At 65.6% G+C, this 23,015-nt stretch carries 17 protein-coding genes; 14 read left to right on the top strand and 3 right to left on the bottom strand.

From position 1 onward, the window contains the following. Positions 1-15: 15 nt before the first annotated feature. The 7 genes from pcrA (at position 16) to VGL40_13795 (ending at position 10,965) form a co-directional block, all read left to right on the top strand. Positions 16-2,268, top strand: coding sequence for a DNA helicase PcrA (gene pcrA, locus VGL40_13825; protein ID HEY3316343.1), 2,253 nt, complete (start codon positions 16-18; stop codon positions 2,266-2,268). A 57-nt stretch (positions 2,269-2,325) separates the two neighbouring features. Further along, complete coding sequence (gene ligA, locus VGL40_13820) at positions 2,326-4,527, top strand: NAD-dependent DNA ligase LigA (GenBank protein HEY3316342.1); 2,202 nt, start codon at positions 2,326-2,328, stop codon at positions 4,525-4,527. Between the two features lie 256 nt (positions 4,528-4,783). Then, positions 4,784-6,589 carry a methyl-accepting chemotaxis protein gene (locus VGL40_13815; protein HEY3316341.1) on the top strand — a complete coding sequence of 602 codons (1,806 nt, stop codon included), beginning with the start codon at positions 4,784-4,786 and terminating at the stop codon, positions 6,587-6,589. A gap of 283 nt (positions 6,590-6,872) precedes the next feature. Further along, positions 6,873-7,175, top strand: coding sequence for an Asp-tRNA(Asn)/Glu-tRNA(Gln) amidotransferase subunit GatC (gene gatC, locus VGL40_13810; GenBank protein HEY3316340.1), 303 nt, complete (start codon positions 6,873-6,875; stop codon positions 7,173-7,175). Positions 7,176-7,178: 3 nt separating this feature from the next. Further along, the gene (gatA, locus tag VGL40_13805) at positions 7,179-8,726 is read left to right on the top strand and encodes an Asp-tRNA(Asn)/Glu-tRNA(Gln) amidotransferase subunit GatA (GenBank protein HEY3316339.1); all 1,548 of its coding nucleotides are present in this window, start codon (positions 7,179-7,181) and stop codon (positions 8,724-8,726) included. Next, positions 8,723-10,159: an Asp-tRNA(Asn)/Glu-tRNA(Gln) amidotransferase subunit GatB gene (gatB, locus tag VGL40_13800; protein ID HEY3316338.1), complete on the top strand. Its 1,437-nt coding sequence runs from the start codon at positions 8,723-8,725 to the stop codon at positions 10,157-10,159. Before gatA ends, gatB begins: the two co-directional genes overlap by 4 nt. Before the next feature lie 65 nt (positions 10,160-10,224). After that, positions 10,225-10,965, top strand: a complete 741-nt coding sequence (locus tag VGL40_13795) for a type II CAAX endopeptidase family protein (GenBank protein ID HEY3316337.1) — start codon at positions 10,225-10,227, stop codon at positions 10,963-10,965. A gap of 126 nt (positions 10,966-11,091) precedes the next feature. Here VGL40_13795 and VGL40_13790 read toward each other — a convergent pair whose 3' ends face one another. Then, a complete protein-coding gene (locus VGL40_13790; protein HEY3316336.1) occupies positions 11,092-13,104 on the bottom strand; it encodes an EAL domain-containing protein in 2,013 nt (670 codons plus the stop codon). A 739-nt stretch (positions 13,105-13,843) separates the two neighbouring features. Between VGL40_13790 and VGL40_13785 the strand changes: the two genes are divergently transcribed. Continuing rightward, complete coding sequence (locus tag VGL40_13785; protein ID HEY3316335.1) at positions 13,844-14,542, top strand: hypothetical protein; 699 nt, start codon at positions 13,844-13,846, stop codon at positions 14,540-14,542. A gap of 563 nt (positions 14,543-15,105) precedes the next feature. On the opposite strand, the gene VGL40_13780 is transcribed toward VGL40_13785, so the two are convergent. Beyond that, positions 15,106-15,630, bottom strand: a complete 525-nt coding sequence (locus VGL40_13780; protein HEY3316334.1) for a class I SAM-dependent methyltransferase — start codon at positions 15,628-15,630, stop codon at positions 15,106-15,108. A gap of 212 nt (positions 15,631-15,842) precedes the next feature. Here VGL40_13780 and rlmD point away from each other — a divergent pair, with 212 nt between their 5' ends. From rlmD to VGL40_13765, 3 genes are all read left to right on the top strand, one after another. Continuing rightward, the gene (gene rlmD, locus VGL40_13775) at positions 15,843-17,339 is read left to right on the top strand and encodes a 23S rRNA (uracil(1939)-C(5))-methyltransferase RlmD (protein HEY3316333.1); all 1,497 of its coding nucleotides are present in this window, start codon (positions 15,843-15,845) and stop codon (positions 17,337-17,339) included. A 5-nt stretch (positions 17,340-17,344) separates the two neighbouring features. Further along, positions 17,345-18,235 carry a hypothetical protein gene (locus VGL40_13770; GenBank protein ID HEY3316332.1) on the top strand — a complete coding sequence of 297 codons (891 nt, stop codon included), beginning with the start codon at positions 17,345-17,347 and terminating at the stop codon, positions 18,233-18,235. Between the two features lie 68 nt (positions 18,236-18,303). Continuing rightward, complete coding sequence (locus VGL40_13765; protein ID HEY3316331.1) at positions 18,304-19,140, top strand: DegV family protein; 837 nt, start codon at positions 18,304-18,306, stop codon at positions 19,138-19,140. Positions 19,141-19,212: 72 nt separating this feature from the next. Here VGL40_13765 and dat read toward each other — a convergent pair whose 3' ends face one another. Continuing rightward, entirely contained in the window at positions 19,213-20,049 is an 837-nt protein-coding gene (gene dat, locus VGL40_13760) for a D-amino-acid transaminase (protein HEY3316330.1), read from the bottom strand. Positions 20,050-20,136: 87 nt separating this feature from the next. Here dat and VGL40_13755 point away from each other — a divergent pair, with 87 nt between their 5' ends. The 3 genes from VGL40_13755 (at position 20,137) to VGL40_13745 (ending at position 22,878) form a co-directional block, all read left to right on the top strand. Beyond that, entirely contained in the window at positions 20,137-20,628 is a 492-nt protein-coding gene (locus VGL40_13755) for a DUF5063 domain-containing protein (protein ID HEY3316329.1), read from the top strand. Then, the gene (locus tag VGL40_13750; GenBank protein HEY3316328.1) at positions 20,609-21,913 is read left to right on the top strand and encodes a hypothetical protein; all 1,305 of its coding nucleotides are present in this window, start codon (positions 20,609-20,611) and stop codon (positions 21,911-21,913) included. Before VGL40_13755 ends, VGL40_13750 begins: the two co-directional genes overlap by 20 nt. Positions 21,914-22,206: 293 nt before the next feature. Beyond that, positions 22,207-22,878, top strand: a complete 672-nt coding sequence (locus VGL40_13745) for a hypothetical protein (protein ID HEY3316327.1) — start codon at positions 22,207-22,209, stop codon at positions 22,876-22,878. Positions 22,879-23,015: the final 137 nt, after the last annotated feature.

Genomic DNA, 23,015 nt, shown 5'->3' with positions numbered 1-23,015 from the left:
CGAAAGGGAGAATCCATGGAGATCCTCGAGAACCTCAACGACGCTCAGAGAGAAGCGGTGACCTACGGCGACGGCCCGCTTCTCATTTTGGCCGGGGCCGGGTCGGGCAAGACGCGGGCCCTGACCCATCGCATTGCCTACCTCATCGCCGAGCGCGGCGTCAGGCCCCACGAGATCCTGGCCATCACCTTCACCAACAAGGCCGCCGGGGAGATGCGCGAGCGGGTCGCCCAGCTTGTTGGGCCGGCGGCCGCCGACATGTGGGTGTTGACCTTCCACGCCGCCTGCGTTCGCATCCTGAGACGGGACATCGAGCGGCTGGAGCTTGGGTACACCCGCCGCTTCAACATCTACGACCACTCGGACCAGATGACCGTGGTCAAGAACTGCCTTAAGGACCTCAACCTCGACGAGCGGCGCTGGGCTCCGGCGGCCGTCCACGCCGCCATCGACCGGGCCAAGAACGACCTCGTCACCTGGCAGGAATTCAAGCGACGGGCCGACGACTTCTTCCTGGAGAAGGCGGCCGAGGTTTACGAGGCCTATCAGAAGAAGCTGATTGAGAACAATGCCCTCGACTTCGACGACCTGATTATGTTAACCGTAAAGCTCTTCGAGGCCAGGCCCGACGTATTGGGCTCCTACCAGGATCGCTTCCGTTATATCCTCATCGACGAGTATCAGGACACCAACCGGGCCCAGTACGTCCTGATCAACCTGCTGGCCAAGAAGAACCGCAACCTGTCGGTGGTCGGCGACGACGACCAGAGCATCTACCGCTGGCGGGGGGCCGACCTCCGGAACATCCTCGAGTTCGAGCAGGACTACCCCGAGGTCAAGGTGGTCAAGCTCGAGCAGAACTACCGCTCGACGGGGAAGATCCTTGACGCGGCCAACGCCGTCGTCCGCAACAACTTGGGGCGCAAGGAGAAGACCCTCTGGACGGCCAACCCGGCCGGCGAGCCGGCCCTCTTCTACCAGGCTGAGAACGAGTACGACGAGGCCGCCTTCGTCGGCCACGAAATCCGACGGCTGAAGGCCCAGGAGGGGTTGGAGGACCGCGACTTCGCCGTCCTCTACCGGATGAACGCCCAGTCCCGTGCACTCGAAGACAGCTTCATGAAGGTCGGTCTGCCCTACCGGATCGTCGGCGGGGTCAGGTTCTACGAGCGCAAGGAGATCAAGGACCTCCTGGCCTACCTCAGGTTGATCAACAACCCCTCGGATTCACTGTCCTTCGAGCGAGTCGTTAACGTCCCCAAGCGTGGCCTGGGCGACACCAGCCTCGAGAAGCTGGCCGTCCTGGCCGCCGAGCAGGGTCTGCCGATGTTTCAGGCGGCCATGCTGGCCGCCGAGGGCCTTGGCGACGGACTCTCCCCGCGGGCCCGCAAGGAGCTGGGTAAGTTCGTCGTCCTCCTGGACGAGCTGGGCAAGAAGCGTGAGGCCCTGGGGTTGCCCGAGTTCGTCCGGGCGGTGGCCGAGGGCAGCGGCCTATGGGGCGAGCTCATCGCTGAGCGGACCACCGAGGCCCAGAGCCGGATGGAGAACATCCAGGAGCTCTACACGGTGGCCGCCGATTTCGTCGAGCGCAACGGCGACCAGGCCCTGGAGACCTTCCTCGAGAGCATCGCCCTGATCACCGACCTCGACGGCCTCGACCGGGGGGCCGCCGCGGTCGTCTTCATGACCCTCCACTCGGCCAAGGGCCTCGAGTTTCCAGTGGTCTTCCTGGTCGGTCTGGAGGAGGGGATATTCCCGCACTCCCGAGCCCTCGAGGACGAGGACGAGTTGGAGGAGGAGCGCCGGCTGTGCTACGTCGGGATCACCCGGGCCCGGCGCCGGATCTACCTCACGTCGACCTTCCACCGCAACTTCCGCGGTCAGACGGTCTATAACACGCTATCCCGGTTCGTCCAGGAGATCCCGGAAGGGTTGCGGCTTAACCTGAGCCAACCGGCGGCCGCCGCGGGCCGCCCGCCGTCTCGCGGATCAACGTGGGCTGAAGCCGCCGCCGCCGGACGGCGGGCCTCCGCCGGGATGCCGGCCAGGCTGGGGACGCAGGTGGCGGGGGCGCAAGGGACGGGGGTGGGAGGGGCCGCGCCGGTCGCTTCCCTCCGCCCGGGGGACAAGGTCGAGCACCCGAAGTGGGGGCCCGGCACGGTGGTGACCATCAATGGGAACGGCCCCTCGGCCGAGATCACCGTGGCCTTCCCCGGGGTCGGCCTGAAGAAGCTGGTCGCCGAATACGCCCGACTGCGCAAGGTGTGAGCGGCGACCGCCCGGTCGCCAGCCGCTCGTATCAGCCTCAACAGGTCTTCGGGGGTGATGGCCGTGGCCGATCTGTCCCATGACGAAGCCGCGCGCCGGTTGGAAGCACTGGGGGCGGCCATCCGCCACCACGACTACCAGTACTACGTGCTGGACCAGCCGGAGGTCGGCGACGCTGACTACGACTCCCTGATGCGGGAACTCCTGGCCATCGAGACCGAGCACCCCGACCTGGTCACCCCGGACTCGCCGAGCCAGAAGGTGGGGGGGCAGGTCGCCCCGACCTTCTCCCCGGTCCGCCACCGTGCCCCCCTGCTCAGCCTGGAGAACGCCTACAGCGAGGCCGAGCTGGAGGACTTCGACCGCCGGGTCCGCTCGCTGCTGCCCGGGGAGACCGTGGAGTACGTGGCCGAGCTGAAGATCGACGGGTTGTCGGTGGCCCTCCGCTACGAGAACGGGCGCTTCGTCCAGGGGGCCACCCGCGGCGACGGCGAAGTGGGCGAGGATATCACGGCCAACGCTCGGACGGTCAAGACCGTCCCTCATCGCCTCAAGCCCCTCAGGGAACTGGCCAAGAAGCTGACCAAAGACCCCGACCTCTTCAACCCGGAACCGACCCCGGCGGGGTGGACGGTGGCGGTCCGGGGCGAAGTCTTCATGCCGGTGGCCGCGTTCGAGAAGGTCAACCAGGCCCGCGGGGAGGTCGGTGACCCGTTCTTTGCCAACCCGCGGAACGCCGCCGCAGGCTCCCTGCGCCAGCTCGACCCGGCCGTCACCGCCGGTCGGGAGCTCGACGCCTTCCTCTACGAGATCATCTACAGCGAACCGGCCGAGGTGGCCCCGGCCACCCACTGGGAGACCCTGAAGTTCCTCGGAGCCCTGGGCTTCAAGACCAATCCAGAATCTCGCTTCTGCCCGACCATCGCCGAGGTCGTCGCCTACTGCCGGGACTGGGACGAGAAGCGCTGGGACCTGCCGTACGAGATCGACGGGGCCGTCGTCAAGGTCAACTCCCTCGACCAGCGGGTCCGCCTGGGGGTCAGGTCGAAGAGCCCGCGCTGGTCGATCGCCTTCAAGTACCCGGCGCAGAAGGCCGAGACAGTGGTCCGCAACGTCGCCGTCAACGTCGGCCGGACCGGCATCCTCACTCCCGTGGCCGAGCTCGAGCCGGTCCGCCTGGCCGGCTCGACGGTCAGCCGGGCCTCGCTGCACAACGAGGACATCGTCCGCGACAAGGACGTCCGCATCGGCGATACCGTCGTCATCCAGAAGGCCGGGGAGGTCATCCCCGAGGTCGTCGAGGTGGTCAAGGCCAAGCGCACGGGGACCGAGCGGGTCTTCGAGATGCCCAGCCGGTGCCCGGTCTGCGGGGCGCCGGTCGTCCGCGAGCCGGGCGAGGCCGCCCACCGCTGCACCAACGGCCTGTCCTGCCCGGCCCAGATCTGGGAGTCCCTGATCCACTTCGGGTCGCGCGACGGGATGGACATCGAGGGGTTCGGCCCGAAAATCATCGACCAGCTCTTGAAGACGGGGTTGATCCACGACCCGGGCGACATCTATGCCCTGACCGTCGAGCAGCTGGTTGAGCTGGAACGGATGGGGAACAAGTCGGCCCAGAACCTGATCGAGGCGATCGACGCCAGCCGACGGCAGCCGTTGAATCGGCTCCTCTTTGCCCTGGGCCTGCGCCACGTGGGCGACCGGGCGGCCTTCCTCCTGGCCCGTCACTTCGCGACGATGGAGCGGCTGGCCGCGGCCTCCGAGGCCGAGCTCCAGCAGGTCCCCGAGATCGGCGAAAAGATCGCCGCCAGCGTGGTCGAGTTCTTCTCTCAGGAGATCAACCGGGGACTGATCAGGCGGCTGGCCGAGTCGGGGGTGAACATGACCATGCCTGGCGCGGCCGGGGTCGCGGGAGAACCGGGCGAAGCCGGCCCGGGTGCGGGCGAGGCCGATGCCGGCGCCGGGCCGGGTCGGGCTCTCGGGGAACCGCTCCCTGGACCGGCCCATCCCCTGGCCGGGGTGACCATCGTCCTCACCGGCACCCTGGCCACCCTGGAGCGTCGGGAGGCCGAGGAGATCATCCGCAACTTCGGCGGGCGGCCTTCCTCGAGCGTTAGCAAGAAGACCGACTACGTGGTGGTCGGGGAGAACCCCGGTTCAAAACTGGAGAAGGCGCGCGAACTGACCGCCTCGGGGCAGGCCCCGGACCTGAGGATCATCGACGAAGACGAGTTCAAGCGGCTCATCGGCCGGGCCTGAGGGCTGCCCGCGGGACTTGGGTGACCCAGGGGAGCCGCGGGGACCGGGCGGATCGGGCGAGTCGGCCACGGCGTCGGCCCAGCGACGGCCAATTGTCGGAGTTGCCAGATATGAGCGACTAAAATGTTGGCCCGAGATCGCCGATTCCCCCAGAAGGGAAAGGGACTTCGGGCCTGTTTCTTTCCCTTGCGTCCCCGGGCACCGATGACCGGGGGACCGTGAGAAGGACCCCTGAATTCCAGCGGGGGGCGAGAACTTGTTCAAGGGCATCTTCAACGTGTGGCATAACGCCAGCTCCAAGGTCAAGGTTGCGGCTCTTGGCCTGATCATGCTGAGCATCCTGGTGACCGTTGCCCTGAGCGGCTTGATGGGGATGAGCGACCTGAAGGGGATCATCTCGGCGCTCTACCAAGGACGCGTCGCGGACCTCGTCCAGGTCAACACGGTCGTCAGTGAGCTGGCCAAGTACCGGCCCCTGACCCTGGGGACCGAGGTGGTCATGCGCGGAGGCAATGAGTCGTCGATCCAGGTGGCCCTCCAGGCGGTCGAGAAGAAAGCCACCAGACCCGAGGAAATCCAGGGCCTCAAGTCCACCAGGGAGGCCTTCGAGAAGTTCCAAAAGAGCGGTACCGACGCCGACCACCGGGCCGTCCTCGACCAGGCCCACCAGTTGGTCGTGGTCTCGCAGGCCGCGGCCAACGAGGATGCCCTGCAGTTCGACCGGATCTACCGCTCGAGGGAGATGGCCGCCGGCGCCCTGTTCATCTTCGGAGCCCTGGTCATGGGCGCAATGGGCCTGGCCGTGGCCAGGACGGTGACCAAGCCGGTCGGCCTCCTCAAGGCCGCCGCCGAGGAGGTGGCCACCGGCGACCTGACGGCCATTGATCGCCGCCAAATCATTGTCAACAAAGATGAGAGTGGGCGGCTGGGAGTCGCCTTCAAGCACATGGTCCAGTCCTTCCGGGGGGCCCTCGCCGAGGTCGCGACGGCTTCCGGTCAGGTCCGGGAACGCAGCTCCGTGGTCTCCAGACTGGCCGCCGAATCGGCCGACGAGGCCAAGGAAATCAACGACGCCATCGTTGAGATCGCCAAGGGCTCGGCCGCCCAGTCCAAGGCGGCGGGGGAGGGGGCGACCCTCATCGACACGCTCCGGAAGTCCATCGAGCAATTGTCGCAGGGGGCCGCCCGCCAGGCCGAGGTGGTTTCCAAGACTTCGCAGCTGGTTGCCGAGGTGGCCAACGCGATGCACGGTGTAGCCGAGAGCGCCCAGAGCGTCGCCCAGGCCTCAGCCGGCACCCGGGAGGCAGCCAAGAAGGGCGGCGCGGCCGTCGACCGGACGGTCAAGGGTATGGAGCGGATCAAGGACCGGGTCTACGCCTCGGCCGCCGCCATTAGGGAGCTCGGCCGGCACTCCCAACAGATCGGCGAGATCATCCAGGTGATCGAGGACATCGCCGGGCAGACCAACCTCCTGGCCCTGAACGCCGCGATTGAAGCCGCCCGAGCCGGCGAGCAAGGTCGGGGGTTCGCCGTCGTCGCCGAGGAGGTTCGCAAGCTCGCCGAAAGGTCGAGCCGCTCGACCAAGGAGATTGCCGGCCTCGTCGAGACGATCTGGAAGGTGACCGACGAGGCGGTCAAGGCCATGGAGGCGGGGACCCAGGAGGTCGACGTCGGGTCGGAACTGGCCGAGGCGGCGGGGCGGGCCCTGGGAGAGATCCTCGAGACCGCCGGGACCACCGACGACCAGATCCAGACGATTTCGTCCGCGGCCCAGCAGGTCCTGGCCTCCAGCGAGCAGTTGGTCGAGGCGGTCGAGGCCATGGCCCAGGTCACCGAGGCCGGCAACGCTGCGGCGACCTCGATGGCGGGCGACAGCGCTAAGGCCACCCAGGCGATGGAGTACATCGCCAGCGTTTCCGAGGAGAGCGCGGCTGCCAGCCAGCAGGTCACCTCGTCGACCCAGTCGGTGGCGGCGGCCGTCGGCCAGATGGCCGGTGCCGCGCAGTCGCTGGCTGAAGAGGCTGAGCGCTTGGTGGGGTTGGTCGGTCGGTTCAAGGTCTGAGCTTCAAGGCCAAGGCCCCCGGTCAGAGTCGCGGTCGGTCTCCGAGGCCCGGCCCGGGGATAAGCAAAGGAAGGGGCGTCGCGCCCCTTCCTTTGCCGCAAGATGGACCCCCGGCTGGTGGTCGGCCAGACCACCACGAAGTCGCGCTCGCCCGACCTCCAGGCCCCGCCATTCGTGGCAGGGCGGTGGGAAAGATGGTATACTAAGGCTTGTACGTATGGGGGGCAGGGCTCGCTGGCCGGAGTAAGCCCGCCGGTCCCGGCCCCGACAGGAGGAGAACACCATGCCCATCACCAAGGAAGACGTACGGCACGTCGCTCTCCTGGCCCGACTGGAACTCGACCCGAAGGAAGTCGACCGGTTGGCCGGCCAGCTTGGGCAGATCCTCGAGCACATCGCCAAGATGGACGCCCTCGATACCAAGGATGTCGAGCCCACCTCGCATACCCTGCCGTCGATGGGCAACGTCCTCAGGCCGGATGAGGTCCACCGCGGACTCGATCGGGAGGCCGCGCTGGCCAACGCCCCATCGCGCGAGGGCGGCTTCTTCAAGGTGCCAAAGGTCATCGAGGAGCAGGAGGGTTAAGTCTTGTCGCTGATCGGCTCGACCGCCCACGTCCTCCAGGAACGGCTGGAGCGGGGGGAGGTCACTGCGGAGGAACTGACCAGGGCCTACCTGGAGCGCATCGCCGCGGTCGAGGCTCGGGTCAAGGGCTTCATCACCGTCACCCCTGAGGCTGCTCTGACCCAGGCCCGCATGGTGGACGAGGCCAGGCGCCGCGGGGAGAGACTCTCGCCGATGGCCGGCATCCCCGTTGCGGTCAAAGACAACTTCTGTACCAAGGGAGTGCCGACCACTTGCGGGTCGCGCATCCTCGAGGGTTTCGTCCCGCCTTTCCAGGGCACCGTGGCCGGCCGGTTGGCCGACGCCGGCGCGGTCATCCTCGGCAAAACCAACATGGACGAGTTCGCCATGGGTTCATCCACCGAGAACTCGGCCTTCTTCCCGACCCGGAATCCCTGGGACCTGGACCGCGTGCCCGGCGGATCGAGCGGCGGTTCAGCCGCGGCGGTTGCCGCCGGCGAAGCGGTTATCGGTTTCGGCTCCGACACCGGCGGTTCGGTTCGCCAACCGGCCTCCTTCTGTGGAGTGGTCGGCCTGAAGCCGACCTACGGACTGGTCTCCCGGTTCGGGCTGGTCGCCTTTGCCTCGTCCCTCGACCAGATCGGCCCGCTCGCCCTCGACGTCACCGACGCGGCCCTAGCCCTTCAGGTCATCGCCGGCCACGACCCCCTCGACTCGACCTCGGCCCGCTACCATTCCCCCGACTACCGGGCCGGCATCGACCGCGGGGTCAAGGGCCTGAGGATCGGCGTGCCCAAGGAATACTTCGGGCCTGGCACCGAGCCGGCCGTGGAATCGGCCGTCCGCGAGGCCATCGACCGCCTGGTCACCCTGGGAGCCGAAGCCGAGGAGTGCTCGCTGCCCCACACCGATCACGCCCTAGCGGCCTATTACATCATCGCCCCGGCGGAGTGCTCGGCCAACCTGGCCCGATACGACGGGGTCCGCTACGGGCTCAGGGCCGCCGGCGCCGAAACCCTCGGGGAGATGTACGCCAAGACGCGGGCCCAGGGCTTCGGGGCCGAGGTCGAGCGGCGGATCATGCTCGGCACCTACGCCCTCAGTTCAGGGTACTACGACGCCTACTACCTGAAGGCCCAGAAAGTCAGGACCCTCGTCCGGCGCGACTTCCAGCGGGCCTTCGAGAAGTATGACCTGCTGGCCGCCCCGACGTCTCCGACGGTGGCCTTCAAGCAAGGGGAGAAGACCGACGACCCGCTGGCCATGTACCTGGCCGACGTCTGCACCATCCCGGTTAACCTGGCCGGCTTGCCCGGTCTGTCGCTGCCCTGCGGCGAGGCCGGCGGGCTGCCCATCGGCCTCCAGTTGATCGGCCAGCCCCTCGACGAAGCCACCCTCTTCCACGCGGCCTACGCCCATGAGCAGGCCTCCGGGTTCAAGCCGCGGGTGGCACCGCTGGCCGGGACCGGGGGAAGCGCGGGCCTGGACGCCGCGGAACGCACCGGCCAGGCCGTCGCGGAACGTACCGGCAAGAGGGGTGAGCGGGCATGACCGCCGAACTCGAGACGGTCATCGGCGTGGAGGTCCACGTCGAGTTGTCGACCAAGACCAAGATCTTCTGCGGGTGCCCGACCACCTTCGGGGCCGAGCCCAACACCCATGTCTGCCCGATCTGCCTGGGCATGCCGGGATCGCTGCCGGTCCTCAACGAGGCCGCCCTCGAGGACGCGGTCAAGGCCGCCCTGGTTCTCGGCTGCCAGGTGGCCCAAAGGACCAAGTTCGACCGGAAGAACTACTTTTACCCGGACCTCCCCAAGGGTTATCAGATCTCCCAGTTCGACCAGCCCGTGGCGACGGGCGGCCTGGTCGAGTTCGAGGTCGACGGCGAACCCCGCGAAGTCCGCATCCACCGCGTCCACCTCGAGGAGGATGCCGGCAAGTCGCTCCACGACGCCGCGGGGGACTCGACCCTGGTCGACTTCAACCGGACCGGGGTCCCGCTGATCGAAATTGTCTCCGAGCCGGACCTACGTTCGCCCGAGGAAGCCCGGGTCTATCTGATCAAGCTGAAGAGCCTGATCGAGTACACCGGGGTCTCCGACGTCAAGATGGAGGAAGGGTCGCTTCGCTGCGACTGCAACGTCTCCGTCCATTCGCCGGGGACTGAGTTCGGCACCCCGGTCGAGCTCAAGAACCTGAACTCCTTCAGGTCTGTCAGGCTGGCCTTGGACTATGAGGTCGAGCGGCAGAAGAAGGTCATCGCCGAAGGCGGCACAATCATCCGGGAGACCAGGCTATGGGACGAGCGGGCCGGCCAGACCCGGTCGATGCGGGCCAAAGAGCAGTCCCACGACTACCGCTACTTCCCCGAACCGGACCTAGTCCCCTTCGTCATCGACCGGGCCTGGGTGGAGAAGGTCCGCCGGGGTCTGCCGGAGATGCCCGCCGCCAAGCGCGACCGCTACGTCCGCGATTGGGGCCTGCCCCCGTATGACGCCGGCGTGATCACCGGCTCCCCGATCCTGGCGGCTTACTTCGAGCGCTGCGCGACCCTGGCCAAGGAACCCAAAAAGGCGGCCAACTGGATCATGGGCGAGCTGATGGCTCACCTCAACGCCAAGGGCCTGGGTTTCGGGGAAATCCCCATCAGCCCGGAGCACCTGGTCGGCCTGATCGACTTGATCGACCGGGGGGTCATCAGCGGGACCATCGCCAAATCCATCTTCCCCGAACTGTGCGCAACCGGCCGGGAGCCAGAGGTGATCGTCAGGGAAAGAGGACTCTCGGTCATCAACGACGAAGGGGCCATCGTCGAGGCCGTCGAGCGGGCCATCGCCGACAACCCCAAGGCCGTCGCCGAGATCAGGGGCGGTAAGGACCGGGCCATGGGCTTCCTGGTCGGCCAGGTGATGAAGGCCACCAAGGGACGGGCCAACCCCGAACTCGTCAACAAGCTGGTCCGCGAGAAGCTCAGCCAATCCTAGAGGAGCTTTCAACGACCGGCCGGCCCAGAGCGATCGGCCGGTGGCCATAGAAGGGAGTCCGCGCGTTGTCCACGGAGATGAAGATGACGGAGGGGCCTTCCCGCCCGGCCCACGGGGCCAGGTGGAACCTCATCGAAGTGCTCCTCGTCTATGCCGCCATCTACGCCCTCGGTTTCGGCTACAATATTCTCGTCAATTTCATGTTCGATCGCTTTGGTGAGAACTGGCCGGATAACGCCGGGACGATGTTCTTCGTCGCCTCCATCGTCGTCGAGGCGACCCTCCTCCTGGTGGCCCTATGGTACGTGGTGGTCGTCCGCCACCGCGGCCGGCTCAGCGAAGTCGGCTTCACCGCCAAGGCTTGGCCCCGTCAGATCATCACCGGCATCCTGGCCGGTCTGGCCATCTTCATCGTCGTCTACGCCGCCGACACCTTGACCTTCTGGCTCACCGGCCCGCGACAGGCTCCCAACCCCCTGGTCGACCTGGCCGGCGCGGCCCGCGCGCCGCGCGAGCTCTTCCTCCCGCTCTTCCTCGGTTCGCTGCTCGTGCCGATCAGCGAGGAAAGCTACTTCCGGGGCTTTGCCTACCCGGCCCTGAGGGACCGGATCGGCAAGCCTTGGGCGATGATCCTGGTGACGGTCTTCTTTGCCCTGATCCACCTGGACCCGTGGGGCCTGCCGGCCCTCATCCTGGCCGGCTTCGCCCTGGTCTGGCTGTACGATCGGACCCAGTCGATTTGGCCGCCCATCATCGCTCACGCCATTTGGAACGGCCTGGTGACGGCCCTCGTCTATCTAGGTTGACGTCGCCCGTCGACCGCGCCATCGGCCCACCCCGTGGTAAGGGAAAAGCGCCCGTCCGCCTGAAGCGGTACGGGCGCTTGATTCTTGCCGGCCGCAGTGACTGAGAGGGACCTTCGCCTCGGGTCATCAGGCCCCGTGGCCCGGGCAGCCGTGGACGGCGGCGCACCCGGCGCAGTCCTGGCTTTGGTTTTCGACCCGGTACGGCGCCGGTTTTCCCAGGTGATAGCCCTGGGCGTAGTCGACCCGTAGGTCGCGGAGGATTCCGAGGACGGCTTCGTTCTCGACGAACTCGGCGACGGTCTTCTTGCCGAGGGTGTGGGCGATCGTATTGATGGCATCGACGAAGGCCCGGTGGGTCGGCTCAGTATCCATGTTGCGGATGAAAGCCCCGTCAATCTTGACGTAGTCGACAGGAAGCAGCCGCAGGTACGAGAAGGACGAGAAGCCCGAGCCGAAGTCGTCCAAGGCGAAGCGGCATCCCAGCTCTTCGAGGCGCCGGATCCAGGTCTCGGTGCTGGCGAAGTCTCTGATCGCCGCGCTCTCGGTGATCTCCAGGCCGAGCCTCGAGGGGCTGACGCCGCTGGACTTGATGGCTTCCTCCAGCCGGGCCAGGAGTTCCTCGTCGGCCAGGCTGGTGGCTGACAGGTTGACGAAGAGGCCGATCTTGGGGTTTTCCTTCAGGGTCCGGAGGGCCGACTCGACCACCCACCGGTCGATCTGGGACATCAGGCCGAAGCGCTCGGCCACAGGAAGGAATCTCCCCGGCGGGATCAGGTCGCCGCCCTCGTCCTGCAGGCGGATGAGGGCTTCGTGGTAGTCGATCTGACCACCCTGGATCCTGACCACCGGCTGATAGTGAAGGATGAAGCGGTCTTCGCGGAGGGCCGTCTTGACCAAGGCGGCCATTCGGGCGGCCTCAGACAGCTCCAGCGTGGCCGGATCGTCCGGACCCAGGAAGACGACCCGGTTTCGCCCACGCTCCTTGGCCGCGTGGAGGGCCGTGTCGGCGGTGATGAGGATCTTATCGGCGGCCATCGCCCCGTCGATGGCCACGAGGCCGATGCTCAAGCTGACGTCCACGGTCTGCTGACCGATGACGAAGCGGTGATCATCGACGGCCGCTCGGAGCCGCTCAGCGACGACCTTGGCGGCCTCCAGGGACGAGCGGTCCAGGAGGACGGCGAACTCATCCCCGCCGAGGCGGGCGATCAGGTCCTCGTCGCGCAGGTTGCGCCGGAAAACGCCGGTGAGGGTCGCCAGCATCTCATCCCCGGCGGCGTGGGTGAAGGTGTCGTTGACCAGCTTGAAGTTGTCCACATCGATGAACAGGAGGGCGCTCGGGGTGCCCCGCCTGGACGCGGCGACGGCTCGCCTGAGCATTATCTCCAAGACATAACGATTGGGGATGTCGGTCAGGAAGTCATGGGTGGCTAGGTGGCGAAGTTCGACTTCCTCCCGACGCTGCCGGAAGAGCACCGTCCCCAGCATCAGGACGCCCGACACGGTCATCAAGGGGATGGTGGGAACCCGGTAGGGGGCGACCAGGGTCGGCCAATCCGCGGCGTCGATGTCCAGGCCGAGGGCGGCCACCACCTGTCCGCCCGGGCCCAAAATGGGGACGAGCCCGGAGACCCAGGTTCCCCAGTCATCCCGCATGGGCCCCTCGGTGAAGCCTTGACCGCTCTGGAAGACGGCCTTCAATTCGGGGGATGCCTCTTCATAGACCTCGCCGGGCGCGGAGTAATCCTCGGAATTCGCGGGCTCGGCGTCGGCCAGGAAGACCACCTGCCCGTCCTTCATCCCCAGCAAGTAGGCGAAGCGGCAGTCCTTGTTGACTGAGTGGACGGCGATCAGGCGGGCCCGGACGTACTCGAAGGTCGGGCTACCCTCATCCTCGGGTCGGCCGGTCAAGCCGGCGACCATCGCCGGATCGAGGGCCGCGGCCGCCCCACCGGTTCGCATGAGCAGGCTCTGCCTGGCCTCTTTCTCCGCTCGACGGGCCGACAGGTAAGTCGTACCGGCCCCCGCCAGGACCAGGATGAACATGGCGGCCAGCATGGCCCAGACCGTGAACCATCGTTCTCGCCGCAAAGGCGGCGGGCCCCTGAACTTGAATGACCTGCGGGACAATCTCTCCATTGATGAACCCCCCGAAGCGGGGCACGGATCAGATGATCCGAAACCTCTCTTCCACGGTTATCGTCAAGACCGCTCTCACCCTTCACTCACATTTTTGGGCGGGTGAGCCCGGTTGATGGGCTGCTCGGTCGGCCCCCGGCCGGGTCGAAGCCGACAGGATTGCGCCGCGGCGGTCGAGAATCCGTCTCCTGGCTGCGGACCAAGCTACTGGACACCGACGGCCCAGGTGATGGCGGAGGCCCAAACCCAACCCCAAGCCGAAGCGCAACTCCAACCTACCCGGCCGCTCGAGCGGGCCTGCCCGTCTCGGCCTTCTTCCTTGGTCAGGTCTTGGCGGCCACGCCGGCGGGCTTCCTGGCTGACCGCTGGGGGACCCGAGTCACCCTTCCCCTGATGGTCCTAGCCCTGGCCGCCGTCCGTGCCGCCGCCATCCGGCGTCGGAGGCCGTTGGTCACCAGATGAATCAGGGTCCCAGGCGACCAGCTCCGGTCATTCCGACCGGGGCTGATTCCGTTTCCAGCGGGACCCGCCATTCCCAGCCGAGCCCGCCGCTTCCAGGCTGAACCCGTCCCATCCCAGAAAGTCACTGACCGACCATTTTTGCCCTCCCTTGCCAACTGCCCTCACCGTCAGACGGCCGAGCACATATTCTGTAAACAGGGCTGGGAGCCTCTCTCAGTCCGGGCGAGTCAACGCAACCCGGTTCGCCATACCAACCCGAAAGGAGGTGCAACCAAGAGTGCTTGACCCAATGTTTCCGATCGCCGGAGGTCAGCCGATCGTCCCCGGTCCGTGCACCCCGACGCCCTGCCCCCCGATCACCGAGATCGTCTGCGTCGACGTGAATAAGGTCTTCGACTCGTGCTCCAACGCGGAGTGCACCGAGTTCTGCGTGCCCCTGACGAGTACGACCATCACTCCAGCCGTGCCGGCCCCGGTGCCGCCGTTCACCTTCGTCAGCTGCACGGCCGGCCCGGCTACGGTGGGGCCGATCACCATCGTCGCCGTTCCCGGACAACCGCTCCTGCAGCGAGTGATTGCTCAGATCTGCGGCCCAGCTTCGGTGACCTTCACCGATAGCCTCGGCAACACCTTCACCGCTACCATCGCCGCCGCGAACCTCTGCTTCAACAAGGATGTCCTTCTCTTCATGCCCAACCCGAGCATGATGTTCGGCAAGATCGAGGTCGTCACATTCGCCTGCCTCGGCGCGCGGTTCGCGACCATCAACAACATCCCCAATGTCTGCGTGACCATCGGCCTGCGGGCGATCGTCAAGAGCGAGGGCCAAGTCCAGCTGATGGTCGGAGCTTTCGGCTATTGCCCGGTCCCGCCGACCTGCCGCGAGCTTGGCACCATCTGCGAAGGCTTCATCGCCGCTCCGTTCCCGAGCGTCTTCCCGCCGGAGATCTTCCAGGTGCCCCCGACGGTCATCTAGAGGCCCGGAGGCCCAGAGCGACCGCCGAAAAGGGCATGAGCCACGACAGAGCGAGCCCGCGAGGGCCCGCTTTTTTTTGCGACTGGCAGTCACGTCAGCCTGGAGGTGAAAGTCCTGCCGCACACCGCATTCAGTCGGAAGTGCCAGCAGAAGGGCAGGGCGTCACTGCGAAGTGGGGTCAACCCCAAAGGGGAAGATTGCCTTGATGGGCCCGAGAGGCGACAGCGGCGGAGGGGGTTGTGAGCCCCGGGGAACTGGCCCACGTCATTCACCTGTTCCGCCAGGGCTGGGTTGGTTACTTCGGCAAGGGGCAGAGCAAGAAACGCTTTGAGGGAATCGACGCCTGGCTGCGGCGACGGTTTGGGGGATGGGAAAGGGGAGAAGCTGGTAAGCTTCTCCCCGCATCGATGGCGCAACTCCAGGTGCCTGATGGTTCATGCCGCCCGGGACACTCGGCGGCTCAAAGCGGTTGGTTTCGCCGTGTGCCTGGCCGGTACGCACGGTTCCGGGAGAGGGGCGGGAACCCGCCCCTACTCAATCATACCTGGATTCGACAATCCAACTCACCGAGGGCTCGGAATCGTCGGGCACCGGGCGACCAGCCCGGCCACGCGGCCGTTGGCCGTCAGCCGCCAGTCGGCCCCGGCGGTCGCCAAGTGCGCCTGGATCCAGCCGGCCTTGAGAATCAGCACTTCCGAACGCCAACTGGCGAGGAAGAGGAGGGCCCCCCCGGGGCGGGTCACCCGCAGCATCTCCGAGACGACCCGACCTGGATCAGCGAACCCGCCCAGGCTATTGAACTCGCCGGTCGCGTCGAAGAGCTGGTCGGGGAACTCCAGGCGGTGGGCGTCCATCACCAGGAGGGAGACCGCCGGTCCCGGCAACTTCGGACGGGTGGTGATCAGGCTCCTCGGATCCCGGTCGATGCCGACCACCCGTCCGAAACGCCGGGCCGCTATGACGGTCAGGCGGCCCTCGCCGACCCCCAGTTCGAGGAAGGAAGCCGACGGGTCGATCTGTTCCAGGAAGGTCCACAGGGATCGATCCAGAGGGGAGCAGTCCTCGCTTGGCAGCACCCTGGGCGGCATGGCCTCGTCTCCTGTCTCTGTCGAAAAACCGGTCCCCTCGTTCGACAGTAACCTTTTCGCCCCGAGGCCTGGGAATCCTTCCGGTCGGCGCCGGCCGCCGGACCGGGCCGTTTCGACTGACTTAGACCCGCTTGGGCGGGGCGCCAAACCCCCGTCTGGGGAGGAAAAGCCCCGGCTTTGGGGAATCCTTACCAACCAGGGAGGGGCGATGCGTGATGACCGATCGGGACAAGGCGGCGGTCGCCACCAACAGCCGAGGCCCCCGCGGACGGGACAGGCCCGATGGTCCAGGGGCCGGGGACGGTCGTGGGGGTATTCCCCTGGCTAAGGGGCGGACCGTCCGCATCCAAATCGCCGGACTTTCGCACAGTGGTGAAGGGGTCGGACGGTTCCGCAACTTCACCATCTTTGTCCCCTATGCCGTGCCGGGGGACACCGCCGACGTGCGCATCGAGGAGGTCCACACCAACTATGCCCGCGGGGAGCTGGCTTTCGTCCGGTCGCCTTCCCCGAACCGGGTCCAACCTCGTTGCGGCCTATTCTACGATTGTGGCGGCTGCCAGCTCCAGCAGGTCGACTACCGGACGCAGCTGGTTCTGAAGACGAAGGTCGTCGAGGACGCCGTCACCCGGTTGGGCCGGCTGGAAGGGGTCGACGTCAAACCGTGCCTTGGGGCCAAGGATCCATGGTACTATCGCAACAAGGTCCAGTTCCCCGTGGGGACGACCGAAGGACGCCTGATCGTCGGTTGCTATGCCAAGGGCACCCACGAGATCGTGCCGGTCGAGGAATGCGCCATCCAGCATCAGACGAACAACCGGATCATGCGGGAGTCGCGGATCCTGGCCGAGAAGTACAACCTACCGCCCTATGACGAGGCCACCGGGAAGGGCGTCCTCCGGCACATCCTCAGCCGGGTGGCGGCCAAGACCGGTCAGGCCATGGTCGTCTTCGTCACCGCCACCAGGGACCTCCCCCAGGGCCGCCAGATCGCCGATGAGCTGATGCTGCTCCTTCCCCAGGTGGTCGGGGTTTTCCAGAACATCAACCCGGCCCGAACCAACGTCATCATGGGCCCCGAGACGCGTCTCCTGGCCGGCCAGGAGAGTATCGAGGACACCATCCACGTCGGCGGGCTTTACGAAGACCTGCGTTTCAAGATCTCGCCGCAATCCTTTTATCAGACCAACCCGGAGCAAACCGGGCTCCTCTACCGGCAGGTCCTGAAATACGCCGACCTGACTTACCGGGAGACGGTCATCGACGTCTATTCGGGGATTGGGACGATCGCCCTTTTCCTGGCCCAGCGGGCCCAGAAGGCCTACGGCATCGAGTCCGTCGCCGAGGCGGTCAACGACGCCAAACGCAACGCCCGTCTCAACCGGATCGAGAATGCCGAGTTCCTGGTCGGTGAGGCCGAGAAGATTATGCCCCAGATGAGGCAGGGCGGGGTGACCCCCGACCTCATCGTCGTCGACCCGCCCCGCAAGGGTTGCGACGAGCGAGTCCTCAGGGCGATGGCCGAGATGCATCCCAAGCGGATCATCTATGTCTCCTGCAACCCGGCCACTTTGGCCCGTGACCTGGCCGCCCTGGCGCGGCTGGGGTACCGAACGACCGAGGTCCAGCCGGTCGACATGTTCCCGATGACCGGACACGTCGAGAGCATAGCGCAGATGCGGCAAGAAGAGATTAAGAAAGTGGGGTGAAGTAAGTGTCTAAACAACAGCGCAATTGTCGCCCGCAAGCAATGAAACAAAGTCTTGCAAGGATATTGGATAACAACAAGAGGCTCGGCATTGCCGCAATATGTATTGTCTTGTTAGCGATTACAGTCACCGCGTGCAGTCAACCGCAAAATAACGAACCTTCTGGAAGTAACCCGCCCAATGATGCCCAGAAGCCGGTTAAAGCTTGTGATCTTCCGCGGATAGAGGGCTTACTCGGGGCACTGGCGGACAGCCATATCGCCGGAGATGGCCGCATCGACATCACCGTCGATATTAAACGGCAATTCAACCAAATGGGTACGGATTACCGTTTCTTCTTCATGCCTGTGGTAAATTGGTATGATTTCGAGTCCACCGGGACAGCTTTGGCCTATTTGTTCTTTACATGGACCGGTGACTTTGGGACTTTCCCTGAGAGTATCCCCAAGAATGAGGCTGAAGCACGACTGCGCAAGATCTTTGCCGCACCCAACAATGTGTATCCGCAACTTGAGCATCAACCTTACCGCAAGAGTGTGATGTTTGACGGCGAAGCATATACCCCTTGGCCGGAAAGCTATAATGATAGCACCATGATCTATAATCTGGTAGACTTGAGGGTGCGGCAGGATGGGGATTACACCTACTATGCCGCCTCTGCCGATGAATATCAGTTTGATCTAGCCGGTCACTATGAGCCGGGGGAAAATGAGAAATTCCTCTTTGCTCGGGCTGAGACTCTGGGACTGGATTATCCCGCGACTCTGGCCAAGCTGCTGGAAACCGGGGAAATCAGCGCCGCCCATAAGAGCAGAACTTATGCCATAGAGTTCCGGATTGAGGGCAGTAATACCGTCCCGATGTTTGTCTCTGTCGATAAGCTCGAAAACGGATAGTCATTGCTTTGGGGGGGCTCAATCGCCGGCTCCCATGACCAACACCTGAAGCCGAAGGCGGGGGTGCAATGAGCGTGAAAGTGGTCGCCGACAGCGCGGCCGACCTGCCCCGCGAAATCGTTGAAGGATTGGACATCCGAATCGTCCCCTTGACCGTCCGCTTCGGGGATGAGGAGTTTGTCGAAGGGCGGGATCTCGACCCGGCCGAGTTTTACCGGCGGATGGAGGCCAGCCCGAGCCTGCCCAAGACGGCCCAGCCGACGCCGGCCCAGTTCGCCAAGGCCTTCACCGAGGCCCACGAGGCGAGCGGGGGCGACGGCGTCTTCTGCGTGACCATCTCATCCGGCCTCTCTGGCACCTACCAGTCGGCCAACCTCGGCAAGGAGATGTCCGGCCGGCCGGTGGTTATCCTCGACTCGCTGGCCGCCTCGCTCGGCGAGGGCGTCCTGGCCTTCCGAGCGGCCGAAGCCGCCCGCGACGGGCTCAGACTCCAGGCGCTGACGGGCCTTTTGACCAAGCTCCGCGACGAGCTGACCGTCCTCATCGGTCTGGAGACGCTGGAGAATGTGGTCCGAGGCGGTCGGTTGAGTCCGGTCAAAGGCTTCGTGGCTCAGCTCCTGAACTTCAAGGCGATCCTTCACAACATCGACGGCCGACCGGTTCCCCTTGAACGCGTGCGGGGGACAAGGAAGCTCCTCGAGCACCTGGTTGAACTGGTCGGCGAGCGCGGGCGGGACTTGGCCGACAAGGTCATCGGCATCACCCATGCCGACAACCTGGCCGCCGCGATTGAGCTTCGCGACCGGCTGATGGAGCGGTTCCGGCCCGGGCGGATCATCGTCAGCCAGATGGGTCCGACACTCGGGACCTACGCCGGCAAGGGCGGCCTGATCATCGCCTTCTAAAGCAAACGCCCCGGCGGTCGCCGGGGCGTTTTCGAGGGCGCGGGTATGGTCTGGTGGGGCGCCCAGGGCGGGTCAGCCTCTAATCTCCTTGGCCAACTCCTCCTGGAGGCGTCTGGCGATTGGGCCCCGGCGGCCTCCGCCGGCCGGGCGGCCGTCGATCTGGGTGCACGGCATGACCTCCACGGTCGTGCTGGTCCAGAAGAGCTCATCGGCCTTGCCCAATTCGGCCAGGGAGATCGCCTCCAGACGGACGGGAAGGCCGAGACGTTCGGCGATCCGCAGGAGGCGCAGGCGGGTGATCCCGCCGAGGATCCTCGGCCCGGCCGGATGGGTGACCAGCGTCCCGTCAAAGACGGCGAAGAAGTTGGACGACCCTCCTTCGACGGCCAGGCCGTCCCGGGTCAAGATGGCCTCGAAGGCCCCGGCTTTGGCCGCCGCCTGCTTGGCCAGGATGTTGGGGAGCAGGTTGATGCTCTTGATGTCGCAGCGTCCCCAACGCAGGTCGGGCACGGTCAAGGCGCTCCGCCCGGCCTCACGCTGTTCGTCGGGAATGGACGTCGCCCCGCGGACGATGATCAGGACGGTCGGCCGGGCGGCGGCCGGAAAGGTGTGCGTCCGCGGCGCCACGCCTCGGGTGATCTGCAGGTACATGGTGGCATCGGTGAGGCTGTTCTCGGCCAGGAGGCGCTCGGCGACGGTGGCATAAGCCGACGGGTCATCGGGCAATTCCAGCTCGATGCCATCAGCACTGTGCCTGAGTCGCTCGACGTGGTCAGCGAAGGCGTATGGACGACCGCCGCTGATCCAGACGACCTCGTAGATGCCGTCTCCGAAGACGTACCCGCGGTCCTCCACCGGGATCAAAGCCTGTTCATACGGGACGTAGTGGCCGTTGAGATAAACGATCACGTCGACTGCCCCTTTCGGATTCCTGGGACATTGTTCGCCGTGACGCCGTGAGCTCCTGCCGACGCAGGTCCGATGGAGGTGCGCAGCTTGCCGAACAGACCGCGAGGCAGGTCGGAGAATGGGGCCGAGGCCGTCTTCTTGACCGAGGCCCGGGAGTTGGTGTCGTTGGTCGAGGGCTCGGCGGGGTTTCCCGAAGAAGCCCGCGGAGCGGACGCCGAACGCCTCCTCATCCGCCTGCAGTCCATCCTCTGTCGCCTGCATTGGGCCTTCCTGCATCTACCGGAGGCCCGGGAGGTGGCCCATTGTCCGCCCTCCGAAAGCCACCTCGCCGATTCCAGTTCAGTCTACGAGGCCTGGAAGACCCTCGGCCCGCGGTTGGCCGACGCCCTGGCCGGGGTCTATCGAGACCTGATCGACGGCCTCGAACTCTACCGGCGGGGGACTGAGGACGACCGCCAGGCCGCCCTTTGGGCCTGGCAGAGCCTCTACTGGCAACATTGGGGGGACGAACTCCTGAAGGCCCAGGCGGCGGCCTACCGCCGCCTGGCCCGGGAGCGTTTTGACCGGGAGCTGTCATGAGCCGGCCGACAAGGATAGGGAGGGACCACGCCTGAGGGAGATCGCCTTGGTCCCCATCTTCTCCATCCTGCACGACGAGGCGGCCGTCGGCCGGACGGTCGATGAGTATGCTGCCATGGTCGAGGGGATTCCCGACCTCCACTTCCGGCGTCGGGAGGCGGCGGAAGTCCGGCCGGAGGAAGAGGCCGTCTTCTTCGTCGTCACCGGCGGGACCGAGGGATTGATCCTCGACGCCGTCCGGCAGCGGAACGGGCCGGTCGTCCTGCTGGCCCACCCGGGGCAGAACTCGCTCCCGGCGGCGCTGGAGGTCCTCGCCCGCCTGGGCCAGACGAAGCGGGTCGGCAAGGTCGTCTATCTGACCGGGGACCGCCGGGCGGACCACCGTGAGCTCGGCCGGGCCCTTCGTCTTGCGGCCACCCGGCGCCGCCTGGGCGCGGCCAGGATCGGCCTCATCGGTGAGCCCTCGGATTGGCTGGCGGCCAGTTCACCCGACCCCCGGCGGGTGACCGAGGGATGGGGGCCGCAGGTCGTCCGGATCGCCATCGACGACCTCGTACAAGCATACGAGGAGGTCGCTGGAGGCGGCCCGCTGCCGCCGGTCGCCGCCGAGCTGAAGGAGGCCTTCGTCAAGGGCGCCCGCGAGGTCCGGGAACCCAGCGACGAGGACCTCACCCGGGCGGCCGCCGTCTATGCCGCCCTCCGCCGGCTGGCCGACGTGCACCGGCTTGACGCCATGACCGTCCGCTGCTTCGACCTGGTGCTCAAGGCTGGCACCACCGGCTGCCTGGCTCTCTCCGCCCTGACCGACGAGGGCCTCATCGCCGGCTGTGAGGGCGACCTGCCCTCCACCCTGACGATGATGCTCCTGGCCTATGTCAGCGGGGGCACCCCGTTCATGGCCAACCCGGCCCGGGTCGACCGTGCCCGGGGCTCGCTGTGGCTGGCCCACTGCACTGTCGGTCGGAGCCTGCTCGACGACTACACCGTGCGGTCGCACTTCGAGTCGGGCCTCGGCGTCGGCATTCAGGGGACCCTGCCGCTCGGCCCGGTGACCCTGGCCCGTATCGGTGGCGGCGATCTGGACCGTCTTTACGTAGCTGAGGGAGAACTTACCGCCAACGGTCGCGAGGAAGACCTCTGTCGTACCCAGGTCCAGGTAAAGCTGGACGGCGGAGTGGATTACTTCCTCCGCCGTCCGCTGGGCAACCATCATGTTCTGGTCAGGGGGCACTGGCAGGAAGACCTGGCCGCCTACGCCGAGCTAATCGGGGTGGCGATGGTGTAAGGGCCCACCCCCTGCTGTTCGTGGGTTCATAGGGATGTCCATCTTCCACTGCGAAAAGAACTGCGAGCGGACGCACGAAAGATGTCGACATTTGCCTAACGGTTATTTCCAATAGTGCAAGGAATTGAAAGAATAGTCACAGAACCGACAATAGGGGCGCGTTTGGAAACGGTATCCTAAAAGTCCTCGGTTTTGGATTCCGTTTGCGCTAGCGGCTCAGAGGAGGTGAAACAGACTAACGGACCATTGGCAGCCCCCGTCTTCCCGGAAAGGAAGCAATCCTATCGGAGGTGATGGCCCGTGTTTCGACTTTCCGAACGGACAACCCTGGTTCTGACCAAGCCATATCCGGCGAGGTCGTTAGCGACCTAAAGCTGACAATCAACGAGACCACAGACGTTGCAGACACTGACCTTACTCGGTGGCTGGGACTACACCATTCACTCCTAACGAGGGAATTCGCGTCGGATGAGGCGCAGGAATTCGCCGTCCTTCAAGCAAAGATGCAGGCCGCTTTCCCGAAGGGGATTAGATGGTCCAGTCTCAAGATTCCCACCAACCAACTGCCCTTCATCATACAGGATTACACAAATTACCCGCTAACCATCACCGTCGGTCAGGGGGCCCAGGTGGCATCCTCCAGCATGGTGATCGTCATTCAGAGCCTGCCCACCGATTCATCGTGGAGCCCGGCCGACCTGCACATCCATTCCACATTGTCTGACGGAAGCCAAACGCCGGGACAGATCAGGGATACACTAGCGACTAAGGGCTACCGCATCGCCTACATCACGGACCACACGGATCTGATCCAGACAAAGACTACTGGTTGGGCCGACTACAGTTCACAGGTGACCGGCATAACAGGAATCACGGCTTCTTATCCAGGTGCCGAGTTTACTGTCGGAGCATTGGTCCATACGGGGTTTGGCAGAATCAAGGAGATCTTCTGGCCTACGGTATAACAAGTCTCACCGGTCTCGACAACAAAACATATAGTCCTCAACAAGGCATCTTCAATGTCAAACACAACAACTTCCCGGTGTCTTCGGCCAGCATAGCTCACCCTTATTCGGTAACGGCTTGGCTGGATTGGAACGCA

It is taken from the genome of Bacillota bacterium (genome assembly GCA_036504675.1).
Lineage (GTDB): Bacteria > Bacillota > Sulfobacillia > JAJYWN01 > JAJZPE01 > DASXUT01.
The sequence above is the reverse complement of the archived record's forward strand: the minus strand, read 5'-3'. Positions and strand labels throughout refer to the sequence as shown.

Excerpts from the sequence above, each read along its gene's own strand:
- pcrA (HEY3316343.1), top strand. The coding sequence starts at position 16 with ATGGAGATCCTCGAGAACCTCAACGACGCTCAGAGAGAAGCGGTGACC.
- VGL40_13790 (HEY3316336.1), bottom strand. The coding sequence starts at position 13,104 with ATGGAGAGATTGTCCCGCAGGTCATTCAAGTTCAGGGGCCCGCCGCCT.
- ligA (HEY3316342.1), top strand. The coding sequence starts at position 2,326 with ATGGCCGTGGCCGATCTGTCCCATGACGAAGCCGCGCGCCGGTTGGAA.
- gatC (HEY3316340.1), top strand. The coding sequence starts at position 6,873 with ATGCCCATCACCAAGGAAGACGTACGGCACGTCGCTCTCCTGGCCCGA.
- VGL40_13745 (HEY3316327.1), top strand. The coding sequence starts at position 22,207 with ATGGCCCGTGTTTCGACTTTCCGAACGGACAACCCTGGTTCTGACCAA.
- VGL40_13780 (HEY3316334.1), bottom strand. The coding sequence starts at position 15,630 with ATGCCGCCCAGGGTGCTGCCAAGCGAGGACTGCTCCCCTCTGGATCGA.
- gatB (HEY3316338.1), top strand. The coding sequence starts at position 8,723 with ATGACCGCCGAACTCGAGACGGTCATCGGCGTGGAGGTCCACGTCGAG.
- VGL40_13765 (HEY3316331.1), top strand. The coding sequence starts at position 18,304 with ATGAGCGTGAAAGTGGTCGCCGACAGCGCGGCCGACCTGCCCCGCGAA.